Origin of the sequence: Serratia sp. szju (assembly GCF_044594185.1) — a bacterium.
GTDB lineage: Bacteria > Pseudomonadota > Gammaproteobacteria > Enterobacterales > Enterobacteriaceae > Serratia > Serratia bockelmannii.
Map to the genome: position 1 here is coordinate 1,979,390 of NZ_CP172576.1, position 25,068 is coordinate 2,004,457.

21 protein-coding genes and 1 riboswitch are annotated in these 25,068 nt (G+C 61.3%); of the genes, 13 read left to right on the forward strand and 8 right to left on the reverse strand.

Annotated features, from left to right (window positions below; genetic code table 11):
* Positions 1–73: 73 nt before the first annotated feature.
* Complete coding sequence (gene folB / locus RE418_RS09340) at positions 74–433, forward strand: bifunctional dihydroneopterin aldolase/7,8-dihydroneopterin epimerase (RefSeq protein ID WP_004937203.1); 360 nt, start codon at positions 74–76, stop codon at positions 431–433.
* Between the two features lie 132 nt (positions 434–565).
* Positions 566–1,390 (forward strand): undecaprenyl-diphosphate phosphatase, encoded by an 825-nt coding sequence (bacA, locus tag RE418_RS09345; RefSeq protein ID WP_004937204.1) that lies wholly within the window; start codon positions 566–568, stop codon positions 1,388–1,390.
* 39 nt (positions 1,391–1,429) lie between these two features.
* On the opposite strand, the gene RE418_RS09350 is transcribed toward bacA, so the two are convergent.
* Positions 1,430–2,674, reverse strand: coding sequence for a multifunctional CCA addition/repair protein (locus RE418_RS09350; RefSeq protein ID WP_025304322.1), 1,245 nt, complete (start codon positions 2,672–2,674; stop codon positions 1,430–1,432).
* A 122-nt stretch (positions 2,675–2,796) separates the two neighbouring features.
* On the reverse strand, positions 2,797–3,417 hold the full coding sequence (locus tag RE418_RS09355) for a TIGR04211 family SH3 domain-containing protein (protein ID WP_016930153.1): 621 nt from the start codon (positions 3,415–3,417) through the stop codon (positions 2,797–2,799).
* A 278-nt stretch (positions 3,418–3,695) separates the two neighbouring features.
* Between RE418_RS09355 and RE418_RS09360 the strand changes: the two genes are divergently transcribed.
* From RE418_RS09360 to hldE, 3 genes are all read left to right on the forward strand, one after another.
* Complete coding sequence (locus tag RE418_RS09360) at positions 3,696–5,003, forward strand: inorganic triphosphatase (protein ID WP_025304321.1); 1,308 nt, start codon at positions 3,696–3,698, stop codon at positions 5,001–5,003.
* 45 nt (positions 5,004–5,048) lie between these two features.
* Positions 5,049–7,886 (forward strand): bifunctional [glutamate--ammonia ligase]-adenylyl-L-tyrosine phosphorylase/[glutamate--ammonia-ligase] adenylyltransferase, encoded by a 2,838-nt coding sequence (gene glnE, locus RE418_RS09365; protein WP_025304320.1) that lies wholly within the window; start codon positions 5,049–5,051, stop codon positions 7,884–7,886.
* Positions 7,887–7,963: 77 nt separating this feature from the next.
* Positions 7,964–9,394, forward strand: a complete 1,431-nt coding sequence (gene hldE, locus RE418_RS09370) for a bifunctional D-glycero-beta-D-manno-heptose-7-phosphate kinase/D-glycero-beta-D-manno-heptose 1-phosphate adenylyltransferase HldE (RefSeq protein ID WP_019453075.1) — start codon at positions 7,964–7,966, stop codon at positions 9,392–9,394.
* Between the two features lie 61 nt (positions 9,395–9,455).
* Here hldE and RE418_RS09375 read toward each other — a convergent pair whose 3' ends face one another.
* Entirely contained in the window at positions 9,456–9,731 is a 276-nt protein-coding gene (locus tag RE418_RS09375; RefSeq protein ID WP_025304319.1) for an accessory factor UbiK family protein, read from the reverse strand.
* Between the two features lie 147 nt (positions 9,732–9,878).
* Positions 9,879–10,039, forward strand: a riboswitch (FMN riboswitch).
* Positions 10,040–10,148: 109 nt separating this feature from the next.
* On the opposite strand from RE418_RS09375, the gene ribB reads away from it, so the two are divergent.
* The gene (gene ribB / locus RE418_RS09380; protein WP_004937218.1) at positions 10,149–10,802 is read left to right on the forward strand and encodes a 3,4-dihydroxy-2-butanone-4-phosphate synthase; all 654 of its coding nucleotides are present in this window, start codon (positions 10,149–10,151) and stop codon (positions 10,800–10,802) included.
* 53 nt (positions 10,803–10,855) lie between these two features.
* On the opposite strand, the gene RE418_RS09385 is transcribed toward ribB, so the two are convergent.
* The gene (locus RE418_RS09385; RefSeq protein ID WP_399676108.1) at positions 10,856–12,388 is read right to left on the reverse strand and encodes an alkaline phosphatase; all 1,533 of its coding nucleotides are present in this window, start codon (positions 12,386–12,388) and stop codon (positions 10,856–10,858) included.
* Positions 12,389–12,713: 325 nt separating this feature from the next.
* Between RE418_RS09385 and ygiD the strand changes: the two genes are divergently transcribed.
* Positions 12,714–13,496 carry a 4,5-DOPA dioxygenase extradiol gene (ygiD, locus tag RE418_RS09390; protein WP_260515681.1) on the forward strand — a complete coding sequence of 261 codons (783 nt, stop codon included), beginning with the start codon at positions 12,714–12,716 and terminating at the stop codon, positions 13,494–13,496.
* A gap of 48 nt (positions 13,497–13,544) precedes the next feature.
* Here the strand turns inward: ygiD and RE418_RS09395 are convergent, their stop codons facing one another.
* Positions 13,545–14,705, reverse strand: coding sequence for a glutathionylspermidine synthase family protein (locus RE418_RS09395; RefSeq protein ID WP_025304316.1), 1,161 nt, complete (start codon positions 14,703–14,705; stop codon positions 13,545–13,547).
* A 3-nt stretch (positions 14,706–14,708) separates the two neighbouring features.
* The gene (locus tag RE418_RS09400) at positions 14,709–15,371 is read right to left on the reverse strand and encodes a DUF1190 family protein (RefSeq protein WP_164097514.1); all 663 of its coding nucleotides are present in this window, start codon (positions 15,369–15,371) and stop codon (positions 14,709–14,711) included.
* Positions 15,372–15,724: 353 nt separating this feature from the next.
* Here RE418_RS09400 and RE418_RS09405 point away from each other — a divergent pair, with 353 nt between their 5' ends.
* From RE418_RS09405 to dhaM, 4 genes are read left to right on the forward strand one after another with little or no spacing between them, the layout of a single operon-like run.
* Positions 15,725–16,825, forward strand: a complete 1,101-nt coding sequence (locus RE418_RS09405) for a glycerol dehydrogenase (protein WP_049296259.1) — start codon at positions 15,725–15,727, stop codon at positions 16,823–16,825.
* A gap of 51 nt (positions 16,826–16,876) precedes the next feature.
* Positions 16,877–17,947 (forward strand): dihydroxyacetone kinase subunit DhaK, encoded by a 1,071-nt coding sequence (dhaK, locus tag RE418_RS09410; RefSeq protein WP_043142075.1) that lies wholly within the window; start codon positions 16,877–16,879, stop codon positions 17,945–17,947.
* Positions 17,948–17,956: 9 nt separating this feature from the next.
* Positions 17,957–18,589 carry a dihydroxyacetone kinase subunit DhaL gene (dhaL, locus tag RE418_RS09415; RefSeq protein ID WP_060448049.1) on the forward strand — a complete coding sequence of 211 codons (633 nt, stop codon included), beginning with the start codon at positions 17,957–17,959 and terminating at the stop codon, positions 18,587–18,589.
* A gap of 11 nt (positions 18,590–18,600) precedes the next feature.
* Positions 18,601–20,031: a dihydroxyacetone kinase phosphoryl donor subunit DhaM gene (dhaM, locus tag RE418_RS09420; protein WP_043142081.1), complete on the forward strand. Its 1,431-nt coding sequence runs from the start codon at positions 18,601–18,603 to the stop codon at positions 20,029–20,031.
* Here the strand turns inward: dhaM and dhaR are convergent.
* Together dhaR and hasF are read right to left on the reverse strand one after the other, a co-directional pair.
* Entirely contained in the window at positions 20,028–21,977 is a 1,950-nt protein-coding gene (dhaR, locus tag RE418_RS09425) for a dihydroxyacetone kinase operon transcriptional regulator DhaR (RefSeq protein ID WP_049208371.1), read from the reverse strand. The two genes, dhaM and dhaR, sit on opposite strands and share 4 nt — an antisense overlap.
* Before the next feature lie 150 nt (positions 21,978–22,127).
* Positions 22,128–23,645: a multidrug efflux transporter outer membrane subunit HasF gene (gene hasF / locus RE418_RS09430; RefSeq protein WP_089181357.1), complete on the reverse strand. Its 1,518-nt coding sequence runs from the start codon at positions 23,643–23,645 to the stop codon at positions 22,128–22,130.
* Between the two features lie 347 nt (positions 23,646–23,992).
* Here hasF and nudF point away from each other — a divergent pair, with 347 nt between their 5' ends.
* Together nudF and RE418_RS09440 are read left to right on the forward strand one after the other, a co-directional pair.
* Positions 23,993–24,625, forward strand: a complete 633-nt coding sequence (gene nudF / locus RE418_RS09435; RefSeq protein WP_043142088.1) for an ADP-ribose diphosphatase — start codon at positions 23,993–23,995, stop codon at positions 24,623–24,625.
* On the forward strand, positions 24,625–25,050 hold the full coding sequence (locus RE418_RS09440) for a DUF1249 family protein (protein ID WP_004937244.1): 426 nt from the start codon (positions 24,625–24,627) through the stop codon (positions 25,048–25,050). The genes nudF and RE418_RS09440 overlap by 1 nt, the downstream gene beginning before the upstream one ends.
* Positions 25,051–25,068: the final 18 nt, after the last annotated feature.

Consider the following 25,068-nt stretch of genomic DNA (forward strand, 5'->3'; position numbering starts at 1 on the left):
GCAACATCTATGGATAATACGCACATTCCGCTGGAAGTGGTATCCGGCAAGGCCAAAAACAGAGAATGACGTGATGGATATCGTATTTATTGAAGAGCTTACCGTAATTACCACCATTGGCGTTTATGAGTGGGAACAGGGCATTCGTCAGAAGCTGGTGTTCGATATCGAAATGGGCTGGGATAACCGGCCGGCCGCCGCCAGCGACGACGTAACTGACTGTCTGAGCTATGCCGACGTCAGCGATGCCGTGATCCAACACGTGGAGTCGAACCGCTTCGCCCTGGTGGAACGCGTGGCGGAGGAAATATCTGAAATTTTGCTTCAACGCTTCAATTCCCCGTGGGTCCGTATTAAGGTCAGCAAACCGGGCGCTGTAGCACATGCCAATCGGGTCGGCGTGATCATTGAGCGCGGCACTCGTCCCGCATGATTTTATGTCATCTGCTTGCAACGAAAGACCGTTAAGCTGGTCTTAATCCTGAGAATTGTTTTAGCGGCATTGTCTTTAAGCATTGCCGCTTTTTTATGTGATAGCCGTTATTTTATAGGGTGAGCGAAGCACATGGCTGACATGCATTCACTGTTTATTGCGTTTGTTCTTGGGGTTGTCGAGGGGTTAACCGAATTTCTGCCGGTGTCTTCCACCGGGCATATGATTATCGTTGGCGAGTGGCTGGGCTTTACCGGCGACAAAGCCAAAACCTTTGAAGTCATCATCCAGCTGGGGTCGATCCTGGCCGTCGTCGTGATGTTCTGGCGCAGGTTGTTCGGCCTGATCGGCATCCATTTCGGCGGCAAGCCGGTGGAGCACGAGGGTAAAACCAGCGGTCAGCTGAAGCTGGGGCACATCCTGCTGGCGATGATCCCGGCGGTGGTGCTGGGCCTGGCCTTCCATGATTTCATCAAGTCGCTGTTCGCGCCGAAAAACGTGATGTATGCGTTGGTGGTCGGCGGTCTGCTGCTGCTGGCGGCGGAATGGCTGAAGCCGAAGAAACCGAGCGCGGAAGGGCTGGATGACATCACCTACCGCCAGGCGTTCATGATCGGCTGCTTCCAGTGCCTGGCGCTGTGGCCGGGCTTCTCCCGTTCGGGTTCCACTATCGCCGGCGGTATGCTGGTGGGCGTGAACCGCTATGCGGCGTCCGAGTTCTCCTTCATTTTGGCGGTGCCGATGATGATTGGCGCCAGCGGCCTGGATCTGTACAAGAGCCTGCACTTCCTGACCTGGGGCGATCTGCCGATGTTCGCCGTCGGCTTCGTTACTGCCTTCGTGGTGGCGCTGATTGCGATCAAGACCTTCCTGTCGCTGATCAAACGCATCTCGTTCGTGCCGTTCGCCATCTACCGCTTTATCGTGGCGGCCGTGGTTTACATGGTGTTCCTGTAAGCCCGATACCAAGAAAAAACCCCGCTCTGCGGGGTTTTTTTATGCCTGATCGTTGATAATCGTTTGGGAGAGCTTCCACTCGGCCAGCGCCTGCTGGCGGCGGCGTTTGAGCTCGTCGCGGATCGCGGTGCCCTGCAGCCCGCTGGCTACCACCTCTTTAATCGATACCGCGTTCGCCACCTGATACGCCTGGCGCAGATAGTCGCCCTGCGGATAGGGATTCTTCTCAAAGCCGGTGCGTCCGCGCGCGTCCGCTTCGCTGGTCAGGATCATCTGCTCCAGCCTCTGGGGCTTGCGCCAGACGTCGATGGCGTCGAACAGCTTCAATAGGGTCTCCGGCCGCAGCTTGTTCACGGTGTGGATCAGATCATGGTACTCGGCCACCAGCTTGCTCAGATCGCGCACCGGGTTAGGCACCCGCAGCCGCTGGCACAGCGCCTCGACCAGCCGTACGCCCGCCGGGCCGTGGCCGTGGTGATGCGGCCAGAACTCTTTTGGCGTCAACCCTTTGCCGAGGTCATGGCACAGGGTGGCGAAGCGCACGTCCACCTCCGGCGTGAGGCGGGCGGCAATCGCCAGCGCCATCAGCGTGTGCACGCCGGTGTCGATCTCCGGGTGCCACTTGGCGGGGGCCGGCACGCCGAACAGCGCGTCGATTTCCGGGAACAGCACCGCCAGCGCATCGCAATCGCGCAGCACCTGAAAATAGACCTGCGGGCTCTGGCTTTGCAGCGCCTTTTCGGTTTCCTTCCAGACGCGTTCGGCGGTCAGCGCAGCCAGTTCACCGCCGTGCGCCATTTGGCGCATCAGGGCCAGCGTTTCGTCGGCGATGCGAAAACCCAGGTGGGCGAAGCGGGCATTGAAACGCGCCACGCGCAGTACTCGCAGCGGATCTTCGCCGAACGCGTCGGAAACGTGGCGCAGCACGCGCGCCTGCAGATCGGCCACGCCGCCGTAAGGGTCAATCAGCTCCCCTTCGGCGGAACGGGCGATGGCGTTGATGGTCAGATCGCGCCGCAGCAGATCTTCCTCCAGCGTGACGTCCGGCGCGGCATAGCAGGTAAAACCGGTGTACCCTTGGCCGGATTTGCGCTCGGTGCGCGCCAGCGCGTATTCCTCATGAGAATCGGGGTTGAGGAACACCGGGAAATCTTTGCCGACCTGTTGGTAACCCAATGCCAGCAGCTCTGCCGGCGTGGCGCCCACTACCACCCAATCATGATCGACCACCGGAATATTGAGCAGGCTGTCGCGAACGGCGCCGCCGACCAGATAAATCTGCACTGTTGACTCCTGAATATCGTGTAAGGCTCTGTCTATCAGATTACATGAATTGCCCGCGGGATGTCGGCACCAATGAAAAGGGCGCCCGCAGGCGCCCATACTCAAACTGAACGATACTGAGATCAGTTCATCCAGCGATTGTTGTTCTTGCGGCGCGGGATCAGGTGCGGCAACAGCAGGCCCAACAGCAAACCGACGCCAGCAACGCCGCCGCCGTACATGAACCACTGCAGGATAATGGTGCGCTGCTTGTCGTCGAGCTGCAGGTTAACGGCGTTGACCTTCTTCTGCGCGACCACCAGCTGGTTTTTCAGATCCTGGTTTTCCTTCTGCAGGCTGCTGATGGTGCTGTCGCTGCCCGCGACTTTCTCCTGCATTTCCGAGGTGCGCTGGTTCCAGGTGTTATCGATGTTGGCCAGTTTGTCGGTCAGGGTTTTCACCTGCTGTTCCAGCTCGGGCACGCGGGTGCGCAGGCTTGGCGTCTGGCTGAGCTGATCGAGCGGGATCCAGGTGGTGCGGCCTTTGGGATCGCGGATCTGGCCGTAATTGGTGCTGTCGTTGACGCTCAGCAGGGTCACTTCTTCACCGGCGTTCAGAGTGCCGACAATACGGTACTGATTACCTGGGCCGCTATGGACGTAAGTGCTTAACTCATCGGAGATATAGCGTTTATCTTCGGCATGTGCGGCCCAAGTGATGCTGAAGCTCAGCGCGGCAAGGAAAATCAGGCGTAATTTCTGCATTAGTTCATCGTTTCTGGGTGAATTTATGGAACGATAGTAGAGGGTTCAGTCTGACGACGCAACGCCAAAACCGGAATGAGAACTATCTTACTGTGGCTGATTCTGTGAGTTGCGCAGCGTTTTATAACGTAACAGGTTTTTTCTACAGTTAGCAGGGTTAAGGCGCCGGGAATCGCGGTAAGATAACGGCAACTGTGCGTCAGTGGGCAGCATACGGCGGGCCGAGCGCGCCGCGCTGAAACCGACGCGAATGCGTAACTTATTGGTGTTAAAGAATTATGACCGTTGAAATTGAACTGAAATTCATCGCCGCGCCGCAAGCGGTGGCCGCTCTGCCACACTGGCTCGCCGCCTGGCCGCATCAGCATTCCGCGCCGCAAAAGCTGACCAACATTTACTTCGAAACGGCCGACAACTTCCTGCGCCGTCACGACATGGGGCTGCGCATTCGCGGTTTCGACGATCGCTATGAGATGACCATCAAAACCGCCGGTAAAGTGGTGGCCGGCCTGCACCAGCGCCCGGAATACAATGTCGCCATCGCCGAACCGCAGCTGGCGCTGGCGCAGTTTCCTGCCGACATCTGGCCGCAGGATTGCGATATCGCGGCGCTGCAGCAGGCGTTGCAACCGCTGTTCCGTACCGATTTTGTGCGTGAGAAGTGGGTGGTTACTTACGGCCAAAGTGAGATAGAGATTGGCCTGGATCAGGGTGAGGTGCGCGCCGGTGATCTCAGCGAAGCCCTGAGCGAGATAGAACTGGAGTTGCTGAAAGGCAACACCGCCGATCTGCTGGCATTGGCCGGTGAGCTGGCGGCGCACGATGGGCTGCGTCAGGGCAGCCTGAGCAAGGCGGCGCGTGGTTACCACCTGGCGCAGGGCAATCCGCCGCGCGAGGTGCGCTCGCTGCAGGTGCTGAAGCCGGCGGCGAAGGCGACCGTGGAGCAGGGGATGATCGCCGCCTTCGAACTGGCGCTGAACCACTGGCAGTACCATGAAGAGCTGTGGCTGCGCGGCGACGCGCAGGCGCGCGGGGCGGTCATCGAAGCGGTCGGCACGATCCGCCAGGCGCTGGTGATCTTCGGCGGCCTGGTGCCGCGCAAGGCCAGCGCCGATCTGCGCGCCCGTCTGACCGAACTCGAACCATTGTTGGCGGATAAAGCCGCGCAACCAGAGACTCTGTGCTACAGCACAGCTTACCTGCAATGTAAGTTGGCGCTCACATCATGGCTGGTGAGCGGCGCCTGGAGGCCGTTTATCGATGCCAAAGGGCAGACCAAGCTGGACGGTTCTTTCAAACGCTTTAGCGACATCATGCTGGGGCGCAGCGGCGCGGAGCTGAAAGAAGCCTTCAGCCGTACGCTGAACGAAGATGAATATCAGGAACAATTGCCGCGCCTGACGCGTCAGATTTCGGCGCTGATCCTGCTGTCGGGCGCTTACCCCGACGAGCAGACCGGGCCTTATATCGACGCCTGGCGCGAGTTGCAGGCGGCGCTGAGCGAGCGCCGCCAGGGCTGGTATGAAGCCAGCCGCAAACAGGCCTTATCGCATGCGCCATTCTGGTTAAACGGCGCGCTTCGTTAATCCAGTCGGCCCGCCAGCCGTGGGCCGCAGAACGGGTCATACACTATGTCGCCACTTTCAGCCGCGTTACAGGCTCAGGCACAGCAGGTTGTGCAGCGTTTTCAGGAAGTTCACGGCGCGGACAGCGCCTTTAGCGAGCAGGAGCAGTGGGTGCTGGCGTCGAGCGACTTCGTCAGCGACGCGCTGCTCGCCCAGCCGGCCTGGCTCGCGACGCTGCGCGAGCAGCCGCCGGCGCCCGGCGAGTGGCAACACTATGCCGCCTGGCTGCAGGACGAGCTGGAAGAGGTGCACGACGAAGCGCAGCTGATGCGCACGCTGCGCCTGTTTCGCCGCGAGACGCTGGTGCGTATCGCCTGGGCGCAGGCGCAGGGGCTGTGTTCGACCGAAGAAACGCTGCTGCAGCTGAGCGGGCTGGCGGAGACGCTGATCGTCAGCGCACGCGACTGGCTGTACCAAACCTGCTGCCGCGAGTGGGGCACGCCGTGCAACGCCGCTGGCGAACCGCAGCCGCTGCTGATCCTCGGCATGGGCAAGCTGGGCGGCGGCGAGCTGAATTTCTCGTCGGATATCGATCTGATCTTCGCCTACCCGGAAAACGGCCAGACCCAGGGCGGAAGGCGCGAGTTGGACAATGCCCAGTTCTTCACCCGCCTCGGCCAGCGGCTGATCAAGGCGCTGGATCAACAGACCATCGACGGCTTCGTCTATCGCGTCGACATGCGGCTGCGGCCGTTCGGCGACAGCGGCCCGTTGGTGATGAGCTTCGCGGCGCTGGAAGATTATTATCAGGAGCAGGGGCGCGACTGGGAGCGCTATGCGATGGTGAAGGCGCGCCTGATGGGCGGGGCGGAAGACGCCTACAGCCAGGAGCTGCGCAAAACCCTGCGGCCGTTCGTGTTCCGCCGCTATATCGATTTCAGCGTCATCCAGTCGCTGCGCAACATGAAGGGCATGATCGCCCGTGAAGTACGGCGTCGCGGCCTGAAGGACAACATCAAGCTGGGCGCCGGCGGCATTCGCGAAATCGAATTCATTACCCAGGTATTCCAGCTGATCCGCGGCGGCCGCGAGCCGGCGCTGCAGGGGCGTTCGCTGCTGCCGACGCTGCAGGCGGTGGGTGAGCTGGGGCTGCTGGAGGCCGAGCAGGTACGGGCGCTGAGCGCCGCCTACCTGTTCCTGCGGCGGTTGGAGAACTTGCTGCAGGCGATCGGCGATCAGCAAACCCAGACGCTGCCGCAGGAGGCACTCGATCAGGCGCGGTTGGCCTACGGTATGGGATTGGCGGATTGGCCGGCGCTGATGGCGGCGCTGGACGCGCACATGCAGGCGGTGCGCGCGGTGTTCGACGACCTGATCGGCGACGATAGCCCGGATGTCGGCGAAGATCCCGATTACCAGCACTACCACAGCCTGTGGCAGGACGCGCTGGAGGAGAACGAGCTGGCGCCGCTGACGCCGCACCTCGATGAAGAGGGGCGCCGACAGATGCTGCGCACCATCGCCGATTTTCGTCACGACGTCGACAAGCGCACCATCGGCCCGCGCGGCCGCGACGTGCTCGATCAGCTGATGCCGCGCCTGCTGGCGGAGGTATGCCCGCGGCAGGACGCGCCGACCGCGCTGGTGCGGCTGGCGCAGCTGCTGCTCAGCATCGTCACCCGCACCACCTACCTCGAATTGTTGGTGGAGTACCACGCGGCGCTCAGCCATCTGATCCGCCTGTGCGCCGCGTCGCCGATGGTTGCCAACCAGCTGTCGCGTTACCCGCTGCTGCTGGACGAGCTGCTGGATCCGGCCACGCTGTATCAGCCGGTGGCGCTGGACGCCTACCGCAGCGAACTGCGCCAGTATCTGCTGCGGGTGCCGGAAGACGACGAAGAGCAAAAGCTGGAGGCGCTGCGCCAGTTCAAGCAGGCGCAGCAGCTGCGCATCGCCGCTGCGGATATCGCCGGCGCGCTGCCGGTGATGAAAGTGAGCGATCACCTGACTTATTTGGCGGAGGCGATCATCGACGCGGTGGTGCAACAGGCCTGGAGCGACATGGTGGCGCGTTACGGCCAGCCGACCCATCTGCAGGAACGCGAAGGGCGCGGCTTTGCGGTGATCGGCTACGGCAAGCTGGGCGGTTGGGAGCTGGGGTACAGTTCCGACCTCGATCTGGTGTTCCTGTTGGATTGCCCGCCGGAAGTGATGACCGACGGCGATCGCTGCATCGACGGCCGTCAGTTCTACCTGCGGCTGGCACAGCGGGTGATGCATCTGTTCAGCACCCGCACCTCCTCCGGCATTCTGTATGAGGTTGACGCGCGTCTGCGGCCTTCCGGTGCGGCGGGGATGCTGGTCAGCACCGTCGAAGCGTTCGCCGACTACCAGCAAAACGAAGCCTGGACCTGGGAGCATCAGGCCCTGGTGCGTGCGCGCATCGTGCATGGTGATCCGGCGCTGCATCAGCAGTTTGACGCAATCCGGCGCGAGATCCTGTGCAAAACGCGCGATGCGCAGACCCTGAAGCGCGAAGTGCGCGAGATGCGCGAAAAGATGCGCAACCATCTCGGCAGCAAGCAGCGCGATCTGTTTGATATCAAAACCGATGAGGGCGGCATAACCGACATCGAATTTATCGCCCAATATCTGGTCTTACGCTATGCGCCGGGTGAACCGCGCCTGACGCGTTGGTCGGACAACGTGCGCATCTTCGAGCTGATGGCCAATTACGACATCATGCCGGAAGAGGAAGCGCGCGCGCTGACCCAGGCCTATGTCACCATGCGCGACGAGATCCACCACCTGGCGCTGCAGGAACATTCCGGCAAGGTCGGCAGCGGGCTGTTTGCCGCCGAGCGCGAACAGGTACGCGCCAGCTGGGCCAAATGGCTGGATTAATACCTTTTTGCGGGTATTCCGGCGGTCTGTGGTAATATCTGCGCCACTAAAATTTTGTTCTTTTTTGGAGTTATCGGATGAAAGTTACGCTGCCTGATTTTCGCCGCGCCGGTGTGCTGGTGGTCGGTGACGTCATGTTGGATCGCTATTGGTATGGGCCGACCAGCCGCATTTCACCGGAAGCCCCGGTGCCGGTGGTCAAGGTCGATACCATCGAAGAGCGTCCCGGCGGCGCGGCTAACGTGGCGATGAACATCGCTTCGCTGGGCGCCACTTCCCGTCTGGTGGGCCTGACCGGCATCGACGATGCGGCGCGGGCGCTGAGCGCCAAGCTGAATGAAGTCAACGTGCGCTGCGACTTCGTCTCGGTGCCGACCCATCCGACCATCACCAAGCTGCGCGTGCTGTCCCGCAACCAGCAACTGATCCGTCTCGACTTCGAAGAAGGCTTCTCCAACGTTGATCCACAGCCGATGCTGGAGCGTATTCAGCAGGCGCTGCCGCAGATCGGCGCGCTGGTGCTGTCCGATTACGCCAAGGGCGCGCTCAGCCAGGTGCAGGGCATGATCCAACTGGCGCGCGCCGCCAAGGTGCCGGTGCTGATCGATCCGAAAGGGTCCGATTTCGAGCGCTATCGCGGCGCGACGCTGCTGACGCCGAACCTGTCCGAGTTCGAAGCGGTGGTGGGCCACTGCAAGGATGAAGCGGAACTGGTGGAACGCGGTATGAAGCTGGTGGCGGATTTCGAGCTGTCGGCGCTGCTGGTTACCCGTTCAGAACACGGCATGACGCTGTTGCAGCCGGGCGTTGAACCGCTGCACTTGCCGACCCAGGCGCAGGAAGTGTTTGATGTGACCGGCGCCGGCGACACCGTGATCGGTGTGCTGGCCGCCTCGCTGGCCGCCGGTAACTCGCTGGAAGAGTCCTGTTTCCTGGCCAACGCTGCCGCCGGCGTGGTGGTGGGCAAGCTCGGTACCTCCACCGTGTCACCGATCGAGCTGGAAAACGCGGTGCGTGGCCGCGCCGAAACCGGTTTTGGCGTGATGACCGAAGCGCAGTTGAAGCATGCCGTCGCGCAGGCGCGTCAGCGCGGCGAAAAAGTGGTGATGACCAACGGCATCTTCGACATTTTGCATGCCGGCCACGTCTCTTATCTGGCCAACGCCCGCAAGCTGGGCGATCGCCTGATCGTGGCGGTGAACAGCGATGCGTCGACCAAGCGCCTGAAAGGGGAAACACGCCCGGTCAACGCGCTGGAGAACCGCATGATTGTACTGGGCGCGCTGGAAGCGGTGGATTGGGTGGTGCCGTTCGAAGAGGACACGCCGCAGCGCTTGATCGCCGACATTCTGCCGGATCTGCTGGTGAAAGGCGGCGATTACAAACCGGAAGAGATTGCCGGCAGTGCGGAAGTGTGGGCCAACGGCGGCGATGTCAAAGTGTTGAACTTTGAAGACGGCCTGTCGACCACCAACATCATCAAAGCGATTAAAGACGGGCGCGGCTAACGCCGGGTAATCTAAAGAACAAGGGCGCGCGGTTCATACAGGTGCGCGCCCTTGGCGGAAATTATTCGTCTTCCTGCTTGGCTGCCGGCGCCGTGCTCAGTTTGCTTTCCAGCTCGGCCATGCGCTGTTCCAACAGCGCCAGCTTCTCGCGGGTGCGCAACAGCACCTGAGTCTGCACGTCGAACTCTTCGCGGTTAACCAAATCCAGGCGGGTCAACTGCGATTGCAGGACCTGACGGATTTTTTTCTCAACGTCTTCCCCGAATTCACGAACGCCTTTAGGCATGGACTCATGAACCTGGCGTGCGATTTGTTCGATTTTTTTCGGGTCAATCATGGCGTATCCCTTTCAGAGTTTAATAGCTGCCGCTTAGTGTAATGCGAGTTGCCCGCCGGATAAACACCATTAAGCGCATTCGCCGCGCGTGGCCGAATTGTGCTTTTGCCAATTGCCCTGTCTATCCATTAGCGTTATAGTCATCTTGCTTATTCTCAGGGCGGGGTGAAAGTCCCCACCGGCGGTAAATCACCTTCTACGGTGAAAGCCCGCGAGCGCTCAGCCAGCCTGTAAAGGCCGGTTAGAGGTCAGCAGATCCGGTGTAATTCCGGGGCCGACGGTTATAGTCCGGATGGGAGAGAGTAACGGTATCTGCCGGGCATGCGCCCGCTTGCGTTATTTTTTTAGCTATTGCTAGCTACTCCTCAAGATCGCCCTGGTTCTGGTAATCCATAATTTTTAATGAGGTTTTTTACCATGAATCAGACGCTACTTTCAGACTTCGGCACGCCGACAGAACGCGTTGAACGCGCGATTGACGCACTGCGCAACGGGCGCGGCGTAATGGTGCTCGATGATGAAAATCGTGAAAACGAAGGTGACATGATCTTCGCCGCGGAAACCATGACCGTTGAGCAGATGGCGCTGACCATTCGCCACGGCAGCGGTATCGTGTGCCTGTGCATCACCGAAGAACGCCGTCAGCAGCTTGAGCTGCCGATGATGGTGACCAACAACTCCAGCCAGTTCCAGACCGCCTTCACCGTGACCATCGAAGCGGCGCAGGGCGTGACCACCGGGGTTTCCGCTTCCGATCGCCTGACCACCATCCGCGCGGCGGTGGCAGACAGCGCCAAGCCGAGCGACCTGAACCGTCCGGGCCACGTGTTCCCGCTGCGTGCGCAGCCGGGCGGCGTGCTGAGCCGTCGCGGCCACACCGAAGCGACCATCGATCTGGTCTCCATGGCCGGTTTCAAACCTGCCGGCGTGCTGTGTGAACTGACCAACGACGATGGCAGCATGGCGCATGCACCGGAAGTGATTACCTTCGCCAAACAGCACGACATGGTAGTGCTGACCATCGAAGATCTGGTGGCCTACCGCCAGGCGCACGAGAAAAAAGCCAGCTGATAGCCGGCCGCTTTCAACGATAAAAAAGCCGCGTAACGCGGCTTTTTTTGTGGCTACCGCTTTGACAGGCGTTCGCCGATGCGGCTGGCGTAATTCATCACGTGGAAGGTGTAGTTCTCCTCAACCGTACCCTGGAACAGATGCGCCCAGGGGCCGATGGCGTAGATGCCGAGATCTTCCCCGCCGTGCGTCTCGCTTTTCAGCGGCACCAGTGCCGGCTGAATAAAGTCGGGCGCGGTGGTTTGCTCCATGGTCAATGCCGGGCGCTTGGTCAGCGGGATCGCGCCGCCGGGGCCGTTGGCGAAACCGAGGGTGGTGTAGGGCTTGCCGTCGCTGCCCAGCCGAGGTTTATCGTCGACGCCGACGGAAATGCCGAGGATAGGATTGCCGCGCTTGGCATAGCCGGCGATGGTCAGCGTGTGGCTGTGATCGCCGGTCACGATCACCAGCGTTTCGTCCAGGTTGACCTTGCCGACGATGGTTTTCACCGCCTCGTTCAGGGCGACCGCGTCGCTCAGCGTACGGTAGGCGTTACCGTTGTGGCTGCCGTGATCGATGCGTCCACCCTCCACCAGCAGCAGGTAGCCTTCGGGGTTCTTGGCCAGAATATCGATGGCCTTGCCGGTCATCTCTGCCAGTGAAGGTTCTCCCGCCGCGTCTTGCCGTCGATCGTGCTCGAAGTTCATGTGTGATGGCTCGAACAGGGCCAACAGGTGGTCGACCTTACCCGGCTCGATTTTATCGAACTGTGCCTGATTCCATACGTATTGCCCACGCTCGCCGTAGCGCTGCAGCCAGGCCTGCGTCAGGTCGCGGCCATCCTTTCTGGCGCCTGTTTTGCCGGGATATTCCGGATCGCTCACGCTGTCGGGCAGGAAGTTGGCGCGCCCACCGCCCATCGCCACGTTCAGGCCGTTGCCGTATTTCATTTCCACCAGCTGGCGCGCGATGTCGCGGCAGCCTGCGGCCAGGGCGTCCGCCGGCATTTTGGCGTCAGACTCCCAGTCGCGGTTGGCGATATGGGCATAGGTGGCGCCCGGCGTGGCGTGGGTAATGGTCGCGGTTGTCACGGCGCCGGTGGCCATGCCGAGCGTTGCGGCCATCTCCCAGAGCGTGGTGACGGCCTTGGTTTGCTGATCCTCGCAATTGTTGAGGGTGGCCGTATGGTTGAGGCCCATCAGATCGTTGATGGTTTTGACGCCGGTGGTCATTGCCACCGCGCTGGGCGCGGAGTCGGTGATTTGGGCGTCGGCGGAATAGGTTTTGGCCGCCGCCAAATAGGGGAAGGCTTCCCAGGCCAGCACGTTGGACTCGCCATCCACGCCGCGCTGCTGCCCTTCAAAAATGCGGGCGGCGGTCACGGTGGAAAATCCCATACCGTCACCGACCACCAGAATGACGTTTTTGGCGCGGTTGGTGTTTGGCGTCTGCTTCAGCCGCTGTTGCAGCTGGGCTTGCGCCTGAAGGAAGTAAGGGTCTTCGCGCTGCGTCAGCGGCGCGTTGTCCACCGCGCCGGCGGCGACTGCCCCGGTGGCGAACAAGGTCATGGAAAGCGCCAGGCGGGTTGCCAGTGTGAGTCTGAACATGAATTCCTCCTTGGTGAGACGTGATTCCCGTAGCGCCGACGGGCTGCCAACACCCTGTCGACTGAAGGAGGAGTGTATAGATCGCGTTAACAAAGAGTACATAAATTGTTCACAAATTAGATCTGTGTGGCAGTAATGCCATGGTATTCACGTTGATTATTAATTATTTGAAAAATATGCATTTTTTAACTTTTTGTTTGCCAGTCTATTTTTCCGGCTTTTATTTCAAATTTATTGAATATCTTCATCACGGTTATCCGGCTGTGTTGCTGCGTCAAAGCGCGTAATGTAGCGGCATAGCACAATTTGAACTGAGGATCCCACTATGAACACCTCTCGTATGCCGGCACTGTTTCTTGGCCACGGTAGCCCTATGAACGTGCTGGAAGACAACCGTTACACCCGGGCATGGCGTGCGTTGGGTGAGTCATTGCCGCGGCCGAAGGCGATCGTGGCGGTTTCTGCGCATTGGTATACCCGTGGCACTGCGGTCACTGCGATGGAAAAACCCAAAACCATTCACGACTTCGGCGGGTTCCCGCAGGCGCTGTTTGATACCCGTTATCCGGCGCCGGGCTCTCCCGCGCTGGCCACGCAGCTGCAGCACATTCTGGCGCCGGTGCCGGTAACGGCGGATCTCGGCGAGTGGGGGTTGGATCACGGCACCTGGGGCGTATTGATCAAGATGTATCCCAATGCCAATATCCCGGTGGTGCAGCTCAGCGTCGACGGCACTCAGCCGGCGGCTTACCACTATGAGCTGGGCCGCAAACTCGCGGCGCTGCGGGATGAGGGCGTGATGATCGTCGCCAGCGGCAACGTGGTGCACAACCTGCGCATGGTGAAATGGCAGGGCGATACCAGCGCCTACCCGTGGGCGGAATCGTTCAATAACTTTGTCCGGGATAACCTGCGCTATCGGGGCGACAACCACCCGCTGGTGGATTTCATGCGCCATGAGGGCGCGGCGTTGTCAAACCCGACGCCGGAACACTATCTGCCGTTGCTGTACGTGCTCGGCGGCTGGGATGGAAAAGAGGCCATCAGCGTGCCGATCGACGGTATCGAAATGGGGGCGCTGAGCATGCTGTCGGTGCAGGTGGGGTAAAGAAAAAACGCCGGTCAGAGACTGGCGTTTTTGTCTTCAGCAGGGCGATCAGCCGAGGATGGTGTGCGGATAGAAGCGCGATAGATCCTGCGTGATCAGTTCGCGATCTTCGCGCAGGCCGATGCCGCAGGGTTGATCGTTCACCAGCCAGCTGCCGATCAGCGTGTAGCTGTCTTCGAACTTCGGCAGCGGATGGAACTGCTGCACGATCATGCCTTCTTCGCCGTATGGCCCATCGACGCGCGCCACTTCCTGACCGTTTTCGACGATCTGAATATTGGCGCCTTCGCGTGAGAACAGCGGTTTGGTGACGTAATGATCCATCGGCGGATGATCGTCTTGCGCGAAATAAGCCGGCAACAGGTTAGGGTGGTTAGGGAACATTTCCCACAGCAGCGGCAGCAGCGCCTTGTTGGAGATGATGCTCTTCCAGGCCGGCTCCAGCCAACGCACGCCGGCGTCTTCCAGCTTGGTGGAGAACATCTCGCGCAGCATGAATTCCCACGGGTAGAGCTTGAACAGGTTGCCGATCACCTGATCCTGCAGATCGGTGAACTGACCTTTCTCGCCAAGACCAATCTCTTCCATGAACAGGAACTCGGTCGGCAGACCGGCTTCCTGCGCGCAGTCCTGCAGATATTGCACCGTGCCGCGATCTTCTTCGCTGTCCTGGCAGCAGGCCAGGTGCAACAGGCCGAAGCCGTGATGCGCTTTCAGCTCGGCGAAACGCTCGATCAGCTTCTCCTGCAGGCTGTTGTACTGATCCGATTCCGGATCCAGCTTGCCGGCGTTGATCTGGTCTTCCAGCCACAGCCACTGGAAGAAGGCCGCCTCATACAGCGAGGTTGGCGTATCGGCGTTGTTCTCCAGCAGCTTCGGCGGGTTGACGCCGTCGTAGGCCAGATCGAGACGCGAATACAGCGACGGCTGGTTGGTGCGCCAGGAACTGCGCACGAACTCCCAGGTGTGTTTCGGAATGCAGAACTTGGCCATCAGCTCATCGCTGCCGACCACCTTTTCCACCACCTGCAGGCACATCTGGTGCAGCTCGGCGGTTGCGTTTTCGATCTCTTCAATCTGCGCCAGCGTGAACTGGTAATAGGCGTCTTCACACCAGTACGGCTCGCCGTACATGGTGTGGAAACGGAAACCGAACTCGGTCGCTTTTTCACGCCAGTCCGGGCGCTCGGTAATAGCAATACGTTTCATGCATCAACCGCCCATGCTGCGAGAGCCGGAGTTGGAAGTGGCGCTGCTGCGCTGCATGCTGGTCTGCTTGGCCACGGTCTCGCCGAAACCACCGCGGGTCACGGTGTTGGTGACCGCAGGCTTTGGCGCCATGGCGGTTTTCGGCACCGTCATGGTGCGGCCGCCGGCGGTGGCCGGGCCGTAGCTCTTGCCGCTGGCGTCGACAAACTTGCCGTTCGCCGGGCTGGCGGCGTTCTTGGAAGTGAACAGTGGCTGTTGCGCGAAGCCGGAACCGCCCATCAGGCGGCCCATCATGTAGCCCGCCATCAGCGGCATCCAGAAGCTGCCGCTGCTTTGCGATTCCGCCGCCATGCCGGCCTGTGCCGGCGCTTGGGTGCACTGCGCTTCGCCGAACTCGGCGACGCAGTCTTCGCGGGTGGCGTATTTAGGCGCGGTTTTCGCCGCTTCTTGCAGGGCGTTGTTGTAGGAGGTGGTGCACTGCTCGCTCATCGAAGGATTGGCGCGCGAACAGTCATCGGCATTCTGATACAGGGAGACCGTTTCATCGCTCTTCTCGCAGCCGGCCAGCATAAAGACGGCGCTGATCGCCAAAGCCACGGGCGCGATACGGTAGCTGCGCCAGGATTTGCGGAACGTCTCTTGGTTGATGTTTTTTGTCCGTTTCATCGTTATCAATCCCATCATGCGGGCTGTTTTCGCCCTTTCCCAGTAGTGGCGCTAAGGATAGGGGAAACATGGTCAAAATTAAAGCTGAAACGCCCGTAGTATCCACTCTTTACGCAGTTATACGTTGGGGTGTGCGCCAGTTCGCTTTCGCGGCGAAAAAACGCGCGTTGGCGTTTCATCATGAAACGTTATCGCTATGATGATGTTCCATAATGGAACAAAAATCGCGAAGCTCGCCAGGCGGGTGGCAGGCGCTCATAGTCGAAGCACAACAACAAGCCGACGGCGAAGTCGGCGCGTCATCACCTGATATCTGAACGTTACCATCGCCAACTCCCTACAAGGATCCGGTTATGTTGAGAATCATCCAGTCACCAGGTAAATACATTCAGGGCGCCAATGCGCTAGCCGTCGTCGGCGAATACGCCAAATCCCTCGCCGATCATTACCTGGTGATCGCCGACGACTTCGTGATGCAGCTGGCGGGCGACACCCTAATGGGCAGCCTGCAGCAGCACGGCGTGAAACATCACGCGGCCCGCTTCAACGGCGAGTGCTGCCGCAAAGAGATAGACCGGCTCGGCCGCGAGCTGCAGGCCCACGGTTGCCGCGGAGTGATCGGCGTCGGCGGTGGTAAGACGCTCGACACCGCCAAGGCCGTCGCCCACTACCAACAGCTGCCGGTGGTGCTCATTCCCACCATTGCTTCCACCGATGCGCCGACCAGCGCGCTGTCGGTTCTCTACACCGAACAGGGCGAATTCGCCGAATACCTGATCTACCCGCGCAACCCAGATATGGTGGTGATGGACAGTTCCATCATCGCCAACGCGCCGGTGCGCCTGCTGGTGGCCGGCATGGGCGACGCGCTTTCCACCTATTTCGAGGCGCAGGCCTGCTTCGACGCTCAGGCCACCAGCATGGCCGGCGGCAAATCGACGCTGGCGGCGCTCAGTCTGGCGCGGCTGTGCTATGACACGCTGCTGGCCGAAGGGGTGAAGGCCAAGCTGGCGGTCGAGGCCGGCGTGGTAACGGAGGCGGTGGAACGCATCATTGAGGCCAATACGTATTTGAGCGGCATCGGCTTCGAGAGTAGCGGGCTGGCGGCGGCGCACGCCATTCACAACGGTTTCACCGTGCTGGAAGAGTGCCACCACCTGTATCACGGCGAAAAAGTGGCGTTCGGCACCTTGGCGCAGCTGGTATTGCAGAACAGCCCGATGGCGCAGATTGAAACCGTGTTGGCGTTTTGCCATGACATCGGCCTGCCGATCACGCTGGCGCAGATGGGCGTCACCGGCGACGCGACGGCGAAGATGATGGCGGTGGCCGAGGCCAGTTGCGCCGCCGGCGAAACCATTCACAACATGCCGTTCAAGGTCACCCCTGCGGGCGTGCAGGCGGCGATCCTGACGGCGGACAGGCTGGGCGCCGCCTGGCTGCAGCGTCATTGATACCGTTGGGGCGCGGTGCGCCGCGCCCCTGGGCTTACAGAGGAAACCATCGTGAAAAAACTGATTAATCAGGTCGAGTCGGTGTTGGAAGAGCAGTTGCAGGGGCTGGCGGAGGCCCATCCCGAGCTGCTGGTGCACGCGGATCCGGTGTTCGTGACTCGCGCCGACGCGCCGGTGGCGGGCAAGGTGGCGATCCTGTCCGGCGGCGGTAGCGGCCACGAGCCGATGCACTGCGGTTTCGTCGGCGAAGGGATGCTCGACGGTGCCTGTCCGGGCGAGATTTTCACCTCGCCGACGCCGGATAAAATGTACGAGTGCGGTCAGGCGATCGACGGCGGCGCCGGCGTGTTGCTGCTGATTAAGAACTACACCGGCGACGTGCTCAACTTCGAAACCGCCACCGAACTGCTGCACGACAGCGGCGTCGCGGTGGCGACGGTGCTGGTGGATGACGACGTGGCGGTCAAAGACAGCCTGTTCACCGCCGGGCGACGCGGGGTGGCCAACACCGTGCTGATGGAGAAACTGCTGGGCGCCGCCGCGGCGCGCGGCGACGATCTGGACAGCGTGGTGACGCTGGGGCATCGCATCAACAACCACGGGCATTCGATCGGCATTGCGCTGGGTGCCTGTACCGTCCCCGCCGCCGGCAAACCGTCGTTCACCCTGGCGGAGAACGAGATGGAGTTCGGCGTCGGCATTCACGGCGAGCCGGGCATTGCGCGCCGCCCGTTCACCACGCTCAACGCGGCGGTGGACGACATGTTCCATACGTTGATCGACCACGGCCACTATCAGCGCACGATCCGCGTCTGGGATCGTCAGCAGGGCGAGTGGCGCGACGAGATGCAGACCAAGCAGCCGCTGACGCGCGGCGATCGGGTGATCGCGTTGGTCAATAACCTGGGTGCCACGCCGCTGTCCGAGCTGTATGGCGTCTACCATCGATTGGCGGAGCGTTGCGCCGAGGCGGGCATCATTATCGAACGCAACCTGGTGGGTTCTTATTGCACCTCGCTTGATATGCAGGGTGTGTCCATCACGTTGTTGAACGTGGACGACGAGCTGTTGTCCTTGTGGGATGCGCCGGTGAAAACGCCTGCGCTGCGTTGGGGTTGCTGAGGAGGAATTATGGCGTTGACCAAACAACAGGTCGTCGATTGGCTGATGCGTTGCGGCGAAGTATTCAGCCGGGAACGCGATTTTCTCACCCAACTGGACACCGAGATCGGCGATGCCGACCACGGTCTGAACATGAATCGCGGTTTCAATAAGGTGGTGGAAAAGCTGCCGTCGGTGGCGGACAAGGATATCGGCTTTATCCTGAAAAACACCGGTATGACGCTGCTGTCGAGCGTGGGCGGCGCCAGCGGTCCGCTGTTCGGCACCTTCTTCATCCGCGCGGCGCAGGCGGCGAACGCCAAGCAAAGCCTGGATCTGGTGGAGCTGCATCAGGTGATGCAGGAAGGGGTGGAAGGCGTGGTGATGCGCGGTAAGGCGGAGCCGGGCGACAAGACCATGTGCGACGTCTGGTGGCCGGTGGTGGAAAGCCTCGGCCAGGCCGCGCAGCAGAACCTGAGCGTGGCGGAGGCGCTGCAGCGCGCCGCCGACAGCGCCGAGCGGGCGGTGGAGAGCACCATTACCATGCAGGCGCGTAAAGGGCGGGCCAGTTACCTGGGCGAGCGTAGCATCGGCCACCAGGATCCCGGCGCCACTTCGGTGATGTTGATGATGAAAACGCTGGCCGAGGTCGCCGGCAGTTAGCAGGAGGCGAGATGATTAATATCGTGGTGGTTTCGCACAGCGCGTTGCTGGCGCGCGGCGTTGAGCAGTTGGCGCGGCAGATGATGCGCGGCGACGGCTGCAAACTGGCGCTGGCGGCGGGCGTGGATGACGAGCAGCACCCGATCGGTACCGACGCGGTCAAAGTGATGGAGGCGATCGAAGCGGTCGCCGACGGCGACGGCGTTCTGGTGCTGATGGATCTGGGCAGCGCGCTGCTCAGTGCCGAAACCGCGCTCGATCTGCTGGACCCGGACCTGGCCGCCAAAGTGCGGCTGTGCGCGGCGCCGCTGGTTGAAGGCACCCTGGCGGCGGTGGTGGCCGCCAACTCCGGTGCTTCGCTGGAACAGGTGGTGGCGGAGGCGCAGGGGGCGCTGCAGGCCAAGCAGGCACAGCTGGGTGAGGCTTCACCGACGGCGAAAAGCGTGGCCTTGCCGCTGGCGCAGGGCAAAAGCGTAACCTGGACGGTGCAGAACCCGCACGGGCTGCATGCGCGCCCGGCGGCGCGGCTGGTCGAGACGCTGGCGCCGTTCAAGGCCGAGCTGGTGCTGGAGAAGCAGGGGCAGTGCGTCGATCCGCGCAGCCTCAATCAGCTGGCGCTGCTGCAGGTGCGTCACGGCGACACCGTTCGCCTGATCGCCGACGGTGCGCAGGCGGACGAGGCGCTGGCGGCGTTCAAAGCGCTGGCGGAACAACATTTCGGCGAGACGGTCTCCGAGCGGCAGCAGCCTTCGCTGCACGGTATCCCGGTGGCGGAAAGCGTCACCAGCGGACCCGTGTTCCAGGCCCACAGCGTCTGGCCGCCAACCGTCGATCGACGGATTGGTGCGGACGAGGTGTTGGGCGAACAGCAACGCCTGCGGGAGGCGCTACAGCACACGCTGAGCGATCTGAACCGGCTGGCGGAGCGTACCGGCACGCTGATCGGCAAGCCGCAGGCGGCGATCTTCGGCGCCCACAGCATGCTGCTGGACGATCCGGATCTGCAGCAGGCGGCTTACACCCGCATCGCGCAACAGCTGTGCAGCGCCGAGCAGGCCTGGCGGCAGGTGCTGGGGGCGATCGCCGAAGAGTACCGTGAGTTGGATGACGACTACATGCGGGCGCGCGAATTGGACGTGCGCGACATGCTGCGCCGTACGCTGTGCCATCTGCAGGGGCTGCCGCTGCCGGCCATGGCGCTCGCAGAACCGTCAATCTTGGTGATGGACGAGCTGATGCCCTCGGAGGTGGTGATGCTCGACAGGCGGCTGGTGCTCGGCATCTGCCTGAGCGGCGGCAATGCCCTGTCGCACAGCGCCATTCTGGCGAAGGCGATGGGCATTCCGATGGTGGTCGGCATGCAGGATTGCCTGAGCAAAACCCGCAGCGGGCAGAAGGCGATGCTGGACGCCGCGCGCGGGGTATTGCAGCTCAGCCACTAGGCACGCAGCTTGAACTGGCGGATGTCGATCCCGTGCTGTTTGATCTTCCGCCACAGCGTGGTGCGGCCGATGCCCAGCAGCTGCGCCATCTCCGTCACCTGGCCACGGCTGACGGTCGCCGCGCGCAGGATCGCCTGGCGTTCCATGTCCGTCAGCGTCAACAGCGGTGCGCCGGGCTGCGGATCGCTTTCCAGCAGCGACGGCTGGCCGAGCAGGTGCGCCGGCAGATCCGCCAACTGGATGTGGTGGCCGTGGCAAATCATTGCCGCGCGCTCCACCACCCCTTTCAGTTCCAAATCGTTGCCCGGCCACAGATAAAGCGCCAACTGGGCCATCACCTCGTCATCGACCCGGAAGCGACACTGAAAATGCTGCTCCAGCGTGCGCAAATGGTGTTTGACCAGCAGCGGAATATCGCTCAGCCGCTGGCGCAGCGGCGGGATCAGGATTTCGAACGCCTGCAGGCTGTAAAATAGCTGGCGGCGGAAACGGTTTTGCTGCACCAGCAGCGGCAGATCGGCGGCGCTGCCGGCGATCACACGCACATCGACCGGGATCACCCGGCTGGAATTGAGGCGGATCACCACGCCGGTTTTCAACACCTGCAGTAGCGCCGACTGCATCTCCGCCGGCAGGTATTCGATCTGTTCGAGGTACAGCGTGCCGCCGTTGGCCAATTCGAATTTACTGAGCTGGCCCGCCTCTTCTTCGCTGGCGTCGTTGCCCAGCAGCTCACGTAGCCCCTGCGCCTGCGTCAGCAGCTGGCAGTTGAGGGCGATATACGGCCCGGCGGCGCGTTCGCCGGCGTTGTGGATAGCCTGGCTGAGCAGCTCTTTGCCAACGCCTTCTTCTCCGCGCAACAGGATCGGATGCTGGCCTTTGGCCGCCTGCTGCCCGTAACGGATCAGTCGCCGCATTTCCAGCGAGGTGGAGGGCATCTGTTCGAAGCTGTGGCTGACGCGCCCCAGCTGGCTGCTGACATACTGGCGCAGCCGTTCGAGCGGGTGCAGCAGGGCGATGAAACTGCAGCGATCGCCGTCGAAAATCGGCTTGAGCGTCAGCAATGCGGCGATAAATTGTCGCTGACTTTCGAAGGTGACTTCGACGTGTTGCAGCGGTTGGCGATCGGCGATGGCGCGCTTGAGCAGCGCGGGCAGCGTCAACAGCTGCGTCAGCGGCTTGCCCTGGCTCTGCTGTTCGTCCAGCTTCAGCAGGCCGGCGGCGCGCTGGTTGATGTATTGCAGGTAGCCGCGGTGATCCCAGGCCATGACGCCGTCGTCCACGCCGTCCAGCAGGCCGTAAAGCTGATTCAGATGGCGGTTGGATTCCGCCAGCAGGCCGTCGGCGTTCAGCGAGTTACCGATTTCGCGGGCGATGGCCAGCGTCAGCGACAGATCGCCGGCGGCGCAATCGGGCAGCAGGCAACCCAGGGCGATCGAGCCGCGTTGGCGGCCGCTGTTGTCGTAGACCGGCGTGGCGCAGAACGACCAGCCGTGCAGCGCCTGGCGCACATGCTCTTCACCGCTCACCCGTACCGGGTGGCCTTCCGCCGCCGCCAGCGCCGGAGCATTGGTGCCGATCTGTCCCTCGGCCCAGTAAGCGCCGGGGGCGAATCCCAGTTGCTGCAGATGCTCCCAGGTTTGGGCGTCGCCGCAGCGCCACAGCATGCAGCCGCTCTCGTCGAGGATCATCAGCAGGCAACGCCGCGGCTCCATGTATTCACAGGCGTCTTCCAGAGCCGCCTGGCCGAGCGTCAGCAGATCGTTCTTGCGGCGGCAAATCGATTCGAAGGTGGCGCCCTGCGCACGGTGCGGAGCTTGCCAGACATCGGGCTGCATCAGGCTGCGGCAACGCAGCCAGGAGGCGTAAACGGTTTGTGTCGGGCGCAGCGGCGGCGGCAGTTCACCGTCGTTAATCAGCCGCTGCCAGCGTGAATCGTTGTCCATCGAACCTCATCCAGACTGCGAAAACGAGAGTGAAGATGATACCACCTGGTGTAGCGGCGGCTGTGAGGCGGTGGGCAGAAGCGGGGAAATCGGGGCAAAAAAAACGGGGCGCGGCGCAGGCCGGACCCCGTGTTTATCAACGTGCGCGCATCAGTTACGGAATGGGTTGCCGCTGTGGCGAGCCGGTTGGCTGGTGGTAACGGCCGGCGCGGATGCGCGAGTGGCCGCCGGTGCCGGCGCCGCGGTTTGTTGCATCGGCGCATTGTCCTGATAACCGTCCGCATAGGCGTCCTGCGCGCGGTTTTGCGGTGCGACGGCGTCAGGCGCGGTCGACACCGGTTTGCCCAACGCGCCATTCAGCAGCAGCAGATCGTTCTGGTTCAGCGTGCCGAGCGCCGACTTGATGTTCAGCTGGTTGATCAGATAGGTATAACGCGCGTCGGACAGTTGACGTTTGGCGTTATACAGGGTGGTGGTGGCGTCCAGCACATCGACGATGGTGCGGGTACCGACCTGATAACCGGCTTCCATCGCGTCCAGGGAGCTCTGCGCGGAGATCACCGCCTGTTTGTAGGCGTTGATGCTGCTGATCGAGGCGTTAACGTTGTTGAACGACGAACGCACGGTCTGCACCACGCTGCGGTGGGAGCTTTCCAACTGCTCACTGGCGCCGACGAAGCCGTACTGCGCTTGTTTGACCTGCGAGTTGGTCGCGCCGCCGCTGTATAGCGGCAGGTTGAAGCTGATGCCGACCTTATTTTGGCCCGCATCGGAGTCGCTGTAGCGTGCGGCATTCGCGCCGCCGGTGTTGGAGCCGTTGTATTTGGTATTGCTGATGCCGGTCGACGCGCTGACGTCAATCGTCGGCATATAGCCAGTTTGGGCTGCGCGGATTTGCTCACGCGCCAGATCCTGGCTCAGACGGGCGGACAGCAGGCTCAGGTTGCGCGCTTCCGCTTCTTTCAGCAGGTTGTTCACCGCTTCCGGGCGCTGGGTACTGAAGCGATCGGTATTCAACGAGGCCAGCTCCGGGTAGAAGGCCCCGGTCACCTGGCGCAGCGTTTCCAGCGCGTTATCCAGATCGTTGCGGGCGGAGACTTCGGCCGCCAGCACGGTATCATAGTTCGAACGGGCGTTCTGCACATCGGTGATCGCCACCAGGCCCACGTTGAAGCGTTGGGTGGTTTGATCCAGCGTGCGGTAGACCGCGTCTTTCTGCGCCTGGGTATAGGACAGCGTGTCGATCGCTTTCAGCACGTTGAAGTAAGCGGTGGCGGTGTTGAGAATCAGCGACTGCTCTGCGGTCTGGAAGGTGACGTCGGAGATGCCGGCGGTCTTTTCCTGCAGCGTCAGCTGGCGCCATTTCGACATGTCGAAGAGGGTTTGCGTCAATGCCAGCGAACCGCTGGTCACGTTGCTGTTAACGCCATTGCTGTCACGATAACCGTTGGTGTAATCGTAACCTGCGGTTAAACCGAGCTGCGGCAACAGCGGGCTGCGCGCTTCATTGATCTTTTCGAATGCGGCGTCGCGGTCAGCAGCACTTTTGCGCAGATCCGGGTTACTTTCCCTGGCCTGTTTGTAGACCTGCAGCAGGTTCTCTGCCTGGCTCATTGCACTGAAGCCGCCCAGGCTCAGTCCGATAAGAAGGGGGAGCAGTTTCTTCATTTGCATTCCTTGTTGTGCAGCAATATTGCTATGTTAGCGCTGACGATAGACGAAATAGTTGCCGATTCTAGCAGAGTCTGCGGTACGCATCAGGTGGCTGAATGTGCCATCTCACGTAACTTTTACCTTTCAGACCGCCCATTTACCTTGGCGTACTGCCCCGGTCGACTGCAGCTGATATTATGGCTGACAATCCGGATTGTTTCCCGCTATTACCTGCGAGCGCACAAACGTGCCGCATCCGGCGGCGAGAAACAGCCTAACATAAAGCCGCGGCGGAGAGTCCCGCTGTTTCTGTCATCAAAACCGTTTATTTTATCGGCATACTCAAGCAGGAGAATTCGCGCATGAACCGTTCGCAGCCGTCGCCCGTTACTTTCGATAAAAAAGATGTAGAAATTATTGCACGCGAGACGCTGTACCGTGGTTTTTTTTCACTCAATTTATACCGGTTTCGCCATCGGTTGTTCAATGGCGAAATGAGCCCTGAAATCACGCGTGAAATTTTCGAGCGCGGCCATGCGGCGGTGCTGCTGCCCTATGATCCGGTGCGCGATGAAGTGGTGCTGATTGAACAACTGCGCATCGCCGCGGTCGATACCCGTAATTCGCCCTGGCTGCTGGAAATGGTGGCGGGTATGATCGAAACCGGCGAAAGCGTCGAAGACGTGTGCCGCCGCGAAGCGCAGGAAGAGGCCGGCGTGGTGGTCGGGCGCTGTAAGCCGGTGCTGAGCTACCTGGCCAGCCCCGGCGGTACCAGCGAACGTTTGTCGATCATGGTCGGCGAAGTGGACGCCCGCACCGCCGAGGGTATCCACGGTCTGGCGGAAGAGCATGAAGATATCCGCGTCCACGTGGTCAGCCGCGAGCAGGCTTACCGCTGGGTAGAGGAGGGCGCGATCGATAACGCCGCATCAGTGATTGCATTGCAATGGCTGGCGTTGCACCATGAATCGTTGAGAAAAGAGTGGGCCAACTAATGAAACAGCGCTATACCCCTGATTTCCCCGAAATGATGAGATTGTGCGAAACCAACTTCGCGCAATTGCGCCGCTTGCTACCGCGCAACGATGAAGCGGGCGAAACGGTGACTTATCAGGTGAACGGCGCCGGCTATCGTTTGACCATCGTTGAGTCCACGCGTTACACGTCGCTGGTGGAGATCGAGCAGATCTTTCCAGCGGTCAGCTACTGGAGCCTGCCCGCGATGACGGTGCGGTTGTACCATGACGCCATGGTTGCGGAAGTGTGTTCCAGTCAGCAGATCTACCGCTTTAAAGCGCGTTATGATTATCCTAATAAAAAGTTGCATCAACGCGACGAAAAGCATCAAATTAACCAGTTTCTTGCTGATTGGCTGCGCTACTGTTTGGCGCATGGAGCGATGGCGGTTCCGGTTTGTTAGACAGACTGAAATAACAAA

Coding starts and splice junctions, on each gene's coding strand:
- folB (WP_004937203.1), top strand. CDS start 74: ATGGATATCGTATTTATTGAAGAGCTTACCGTAATTACCACCATTGGC.
- bacA (WP_004937204.1), top strand. CDS start 566: ATGGCTGACATGCATTCACTGTTTATTGCGTTTGTTCTTGGGGTTGTC.
- RE418_RS09355 (WP_016930153.1), bottom strand. CDS start 3,417: ATGCAGAAATTACGCCTGATTTTCCTTGCCGCGCTGAGCTTCAGCATC.
- RE418_RS09360 (WP_025304321.1), top strand. CDS start 3,696: ATGACCGTTGAAATTGAACTGAAATTCATCGCCGCGCCGCAAGCGGTG.
- glnE (WP_025304320.1), top strand. CDS start 5,049: ATGTCGCCACTTTCAGCCGCGTTACAGGCTCAGGCACAGCAGGTTGTG.
- hldE (WP_019453075.1), top strand. CDS start 7,964: ATGAAAGTTACGCTGCCTGATTTTCGCCGCGCCGGTGTGCTGGTGGTC.
- RE418_RS09375 (WP_025304319.1), bottom strand. CDS start 9,731: ATGATTGACCCGAAAAAAATCGAACAAATCGCACGCCAGGTTCATGAG.
- ribB (WP_004937218.1), top strand. CDS start 10,149: ATGAATCAGACGCTACTTTCAGACTTCGGCACGCCGACAGAACGCGTT.
- RE418_RS09385 (WP_399676108.1), bottom strand. CDS start 12,388: ATGTTCAGACTCACACTGGCAACCCGCCTGGCGCTTTCCATGACCTTG.
- ygiD (WP_260515681.1), top strand. CDS start 12,714: ATGAACACCTCTCGTATGCCGGCACTGTTTCTTGGCCACGGTAGCCCT.
- RE418_RS09395 (WP_025304316.1), bottom strand. CDS start 14,705: ATGAAACGTATTGCTATTACCGAGCGCCCGGACTGGCGTGAAAAAGCG.
- RE418_RS09400 (WP_164097514.1), bottom strand. CDS start 15,371: ATGAAACGGACAAAAAACATCAACCAAGAGACGTTCCGCAAATCCTGG.
- RE418_RS09405 (WP_049296259.1), top strand. CDS start 15,725: ATGTTGAGAATCATCCAGTCACCAGGTAAATACATTCAGGGCGCCAAT.
- dhaL (WP_060448049.1), top strand. CDS start 17,957: ATGGCGTTGACCAAACAACAGGTCGTCGATTGGCTGATGCGTTGCGGC.
- dhaM (WP_043142081.1), top strand. CDS start 18,601: ATGATTAATATCGTGGTGGTTTCGCACAGCGCGTTGCTGGCGCGCGGC.
- dhaR (WP_049208371.1), bottom strand. CDS start 21,977: ATGGACAACGATTCACGCTGGCAGCGGCTGATTAACGACGGTGAACTG.
- hasF (WP_089181357.1), bottom strand. CDS start 23,645: ATGAAGAAACTGCTCCCCCTTCTTATCGGACTGAGCCTGGGCGGCTTC.
- nudF (WP_043142088.1), top strand. CDS start 23,993: ATGAACCGTTCGCAGCCGTCGCCCGTTACTTTCGATAAAAAAGATGTA.
- RE418_RS09440 (WP_004937244.1), top strand. CDS start 24,625: ATGAAACAGCGCTATACCCCTGATTTCCCCGAAATGATGAGATTGTGC.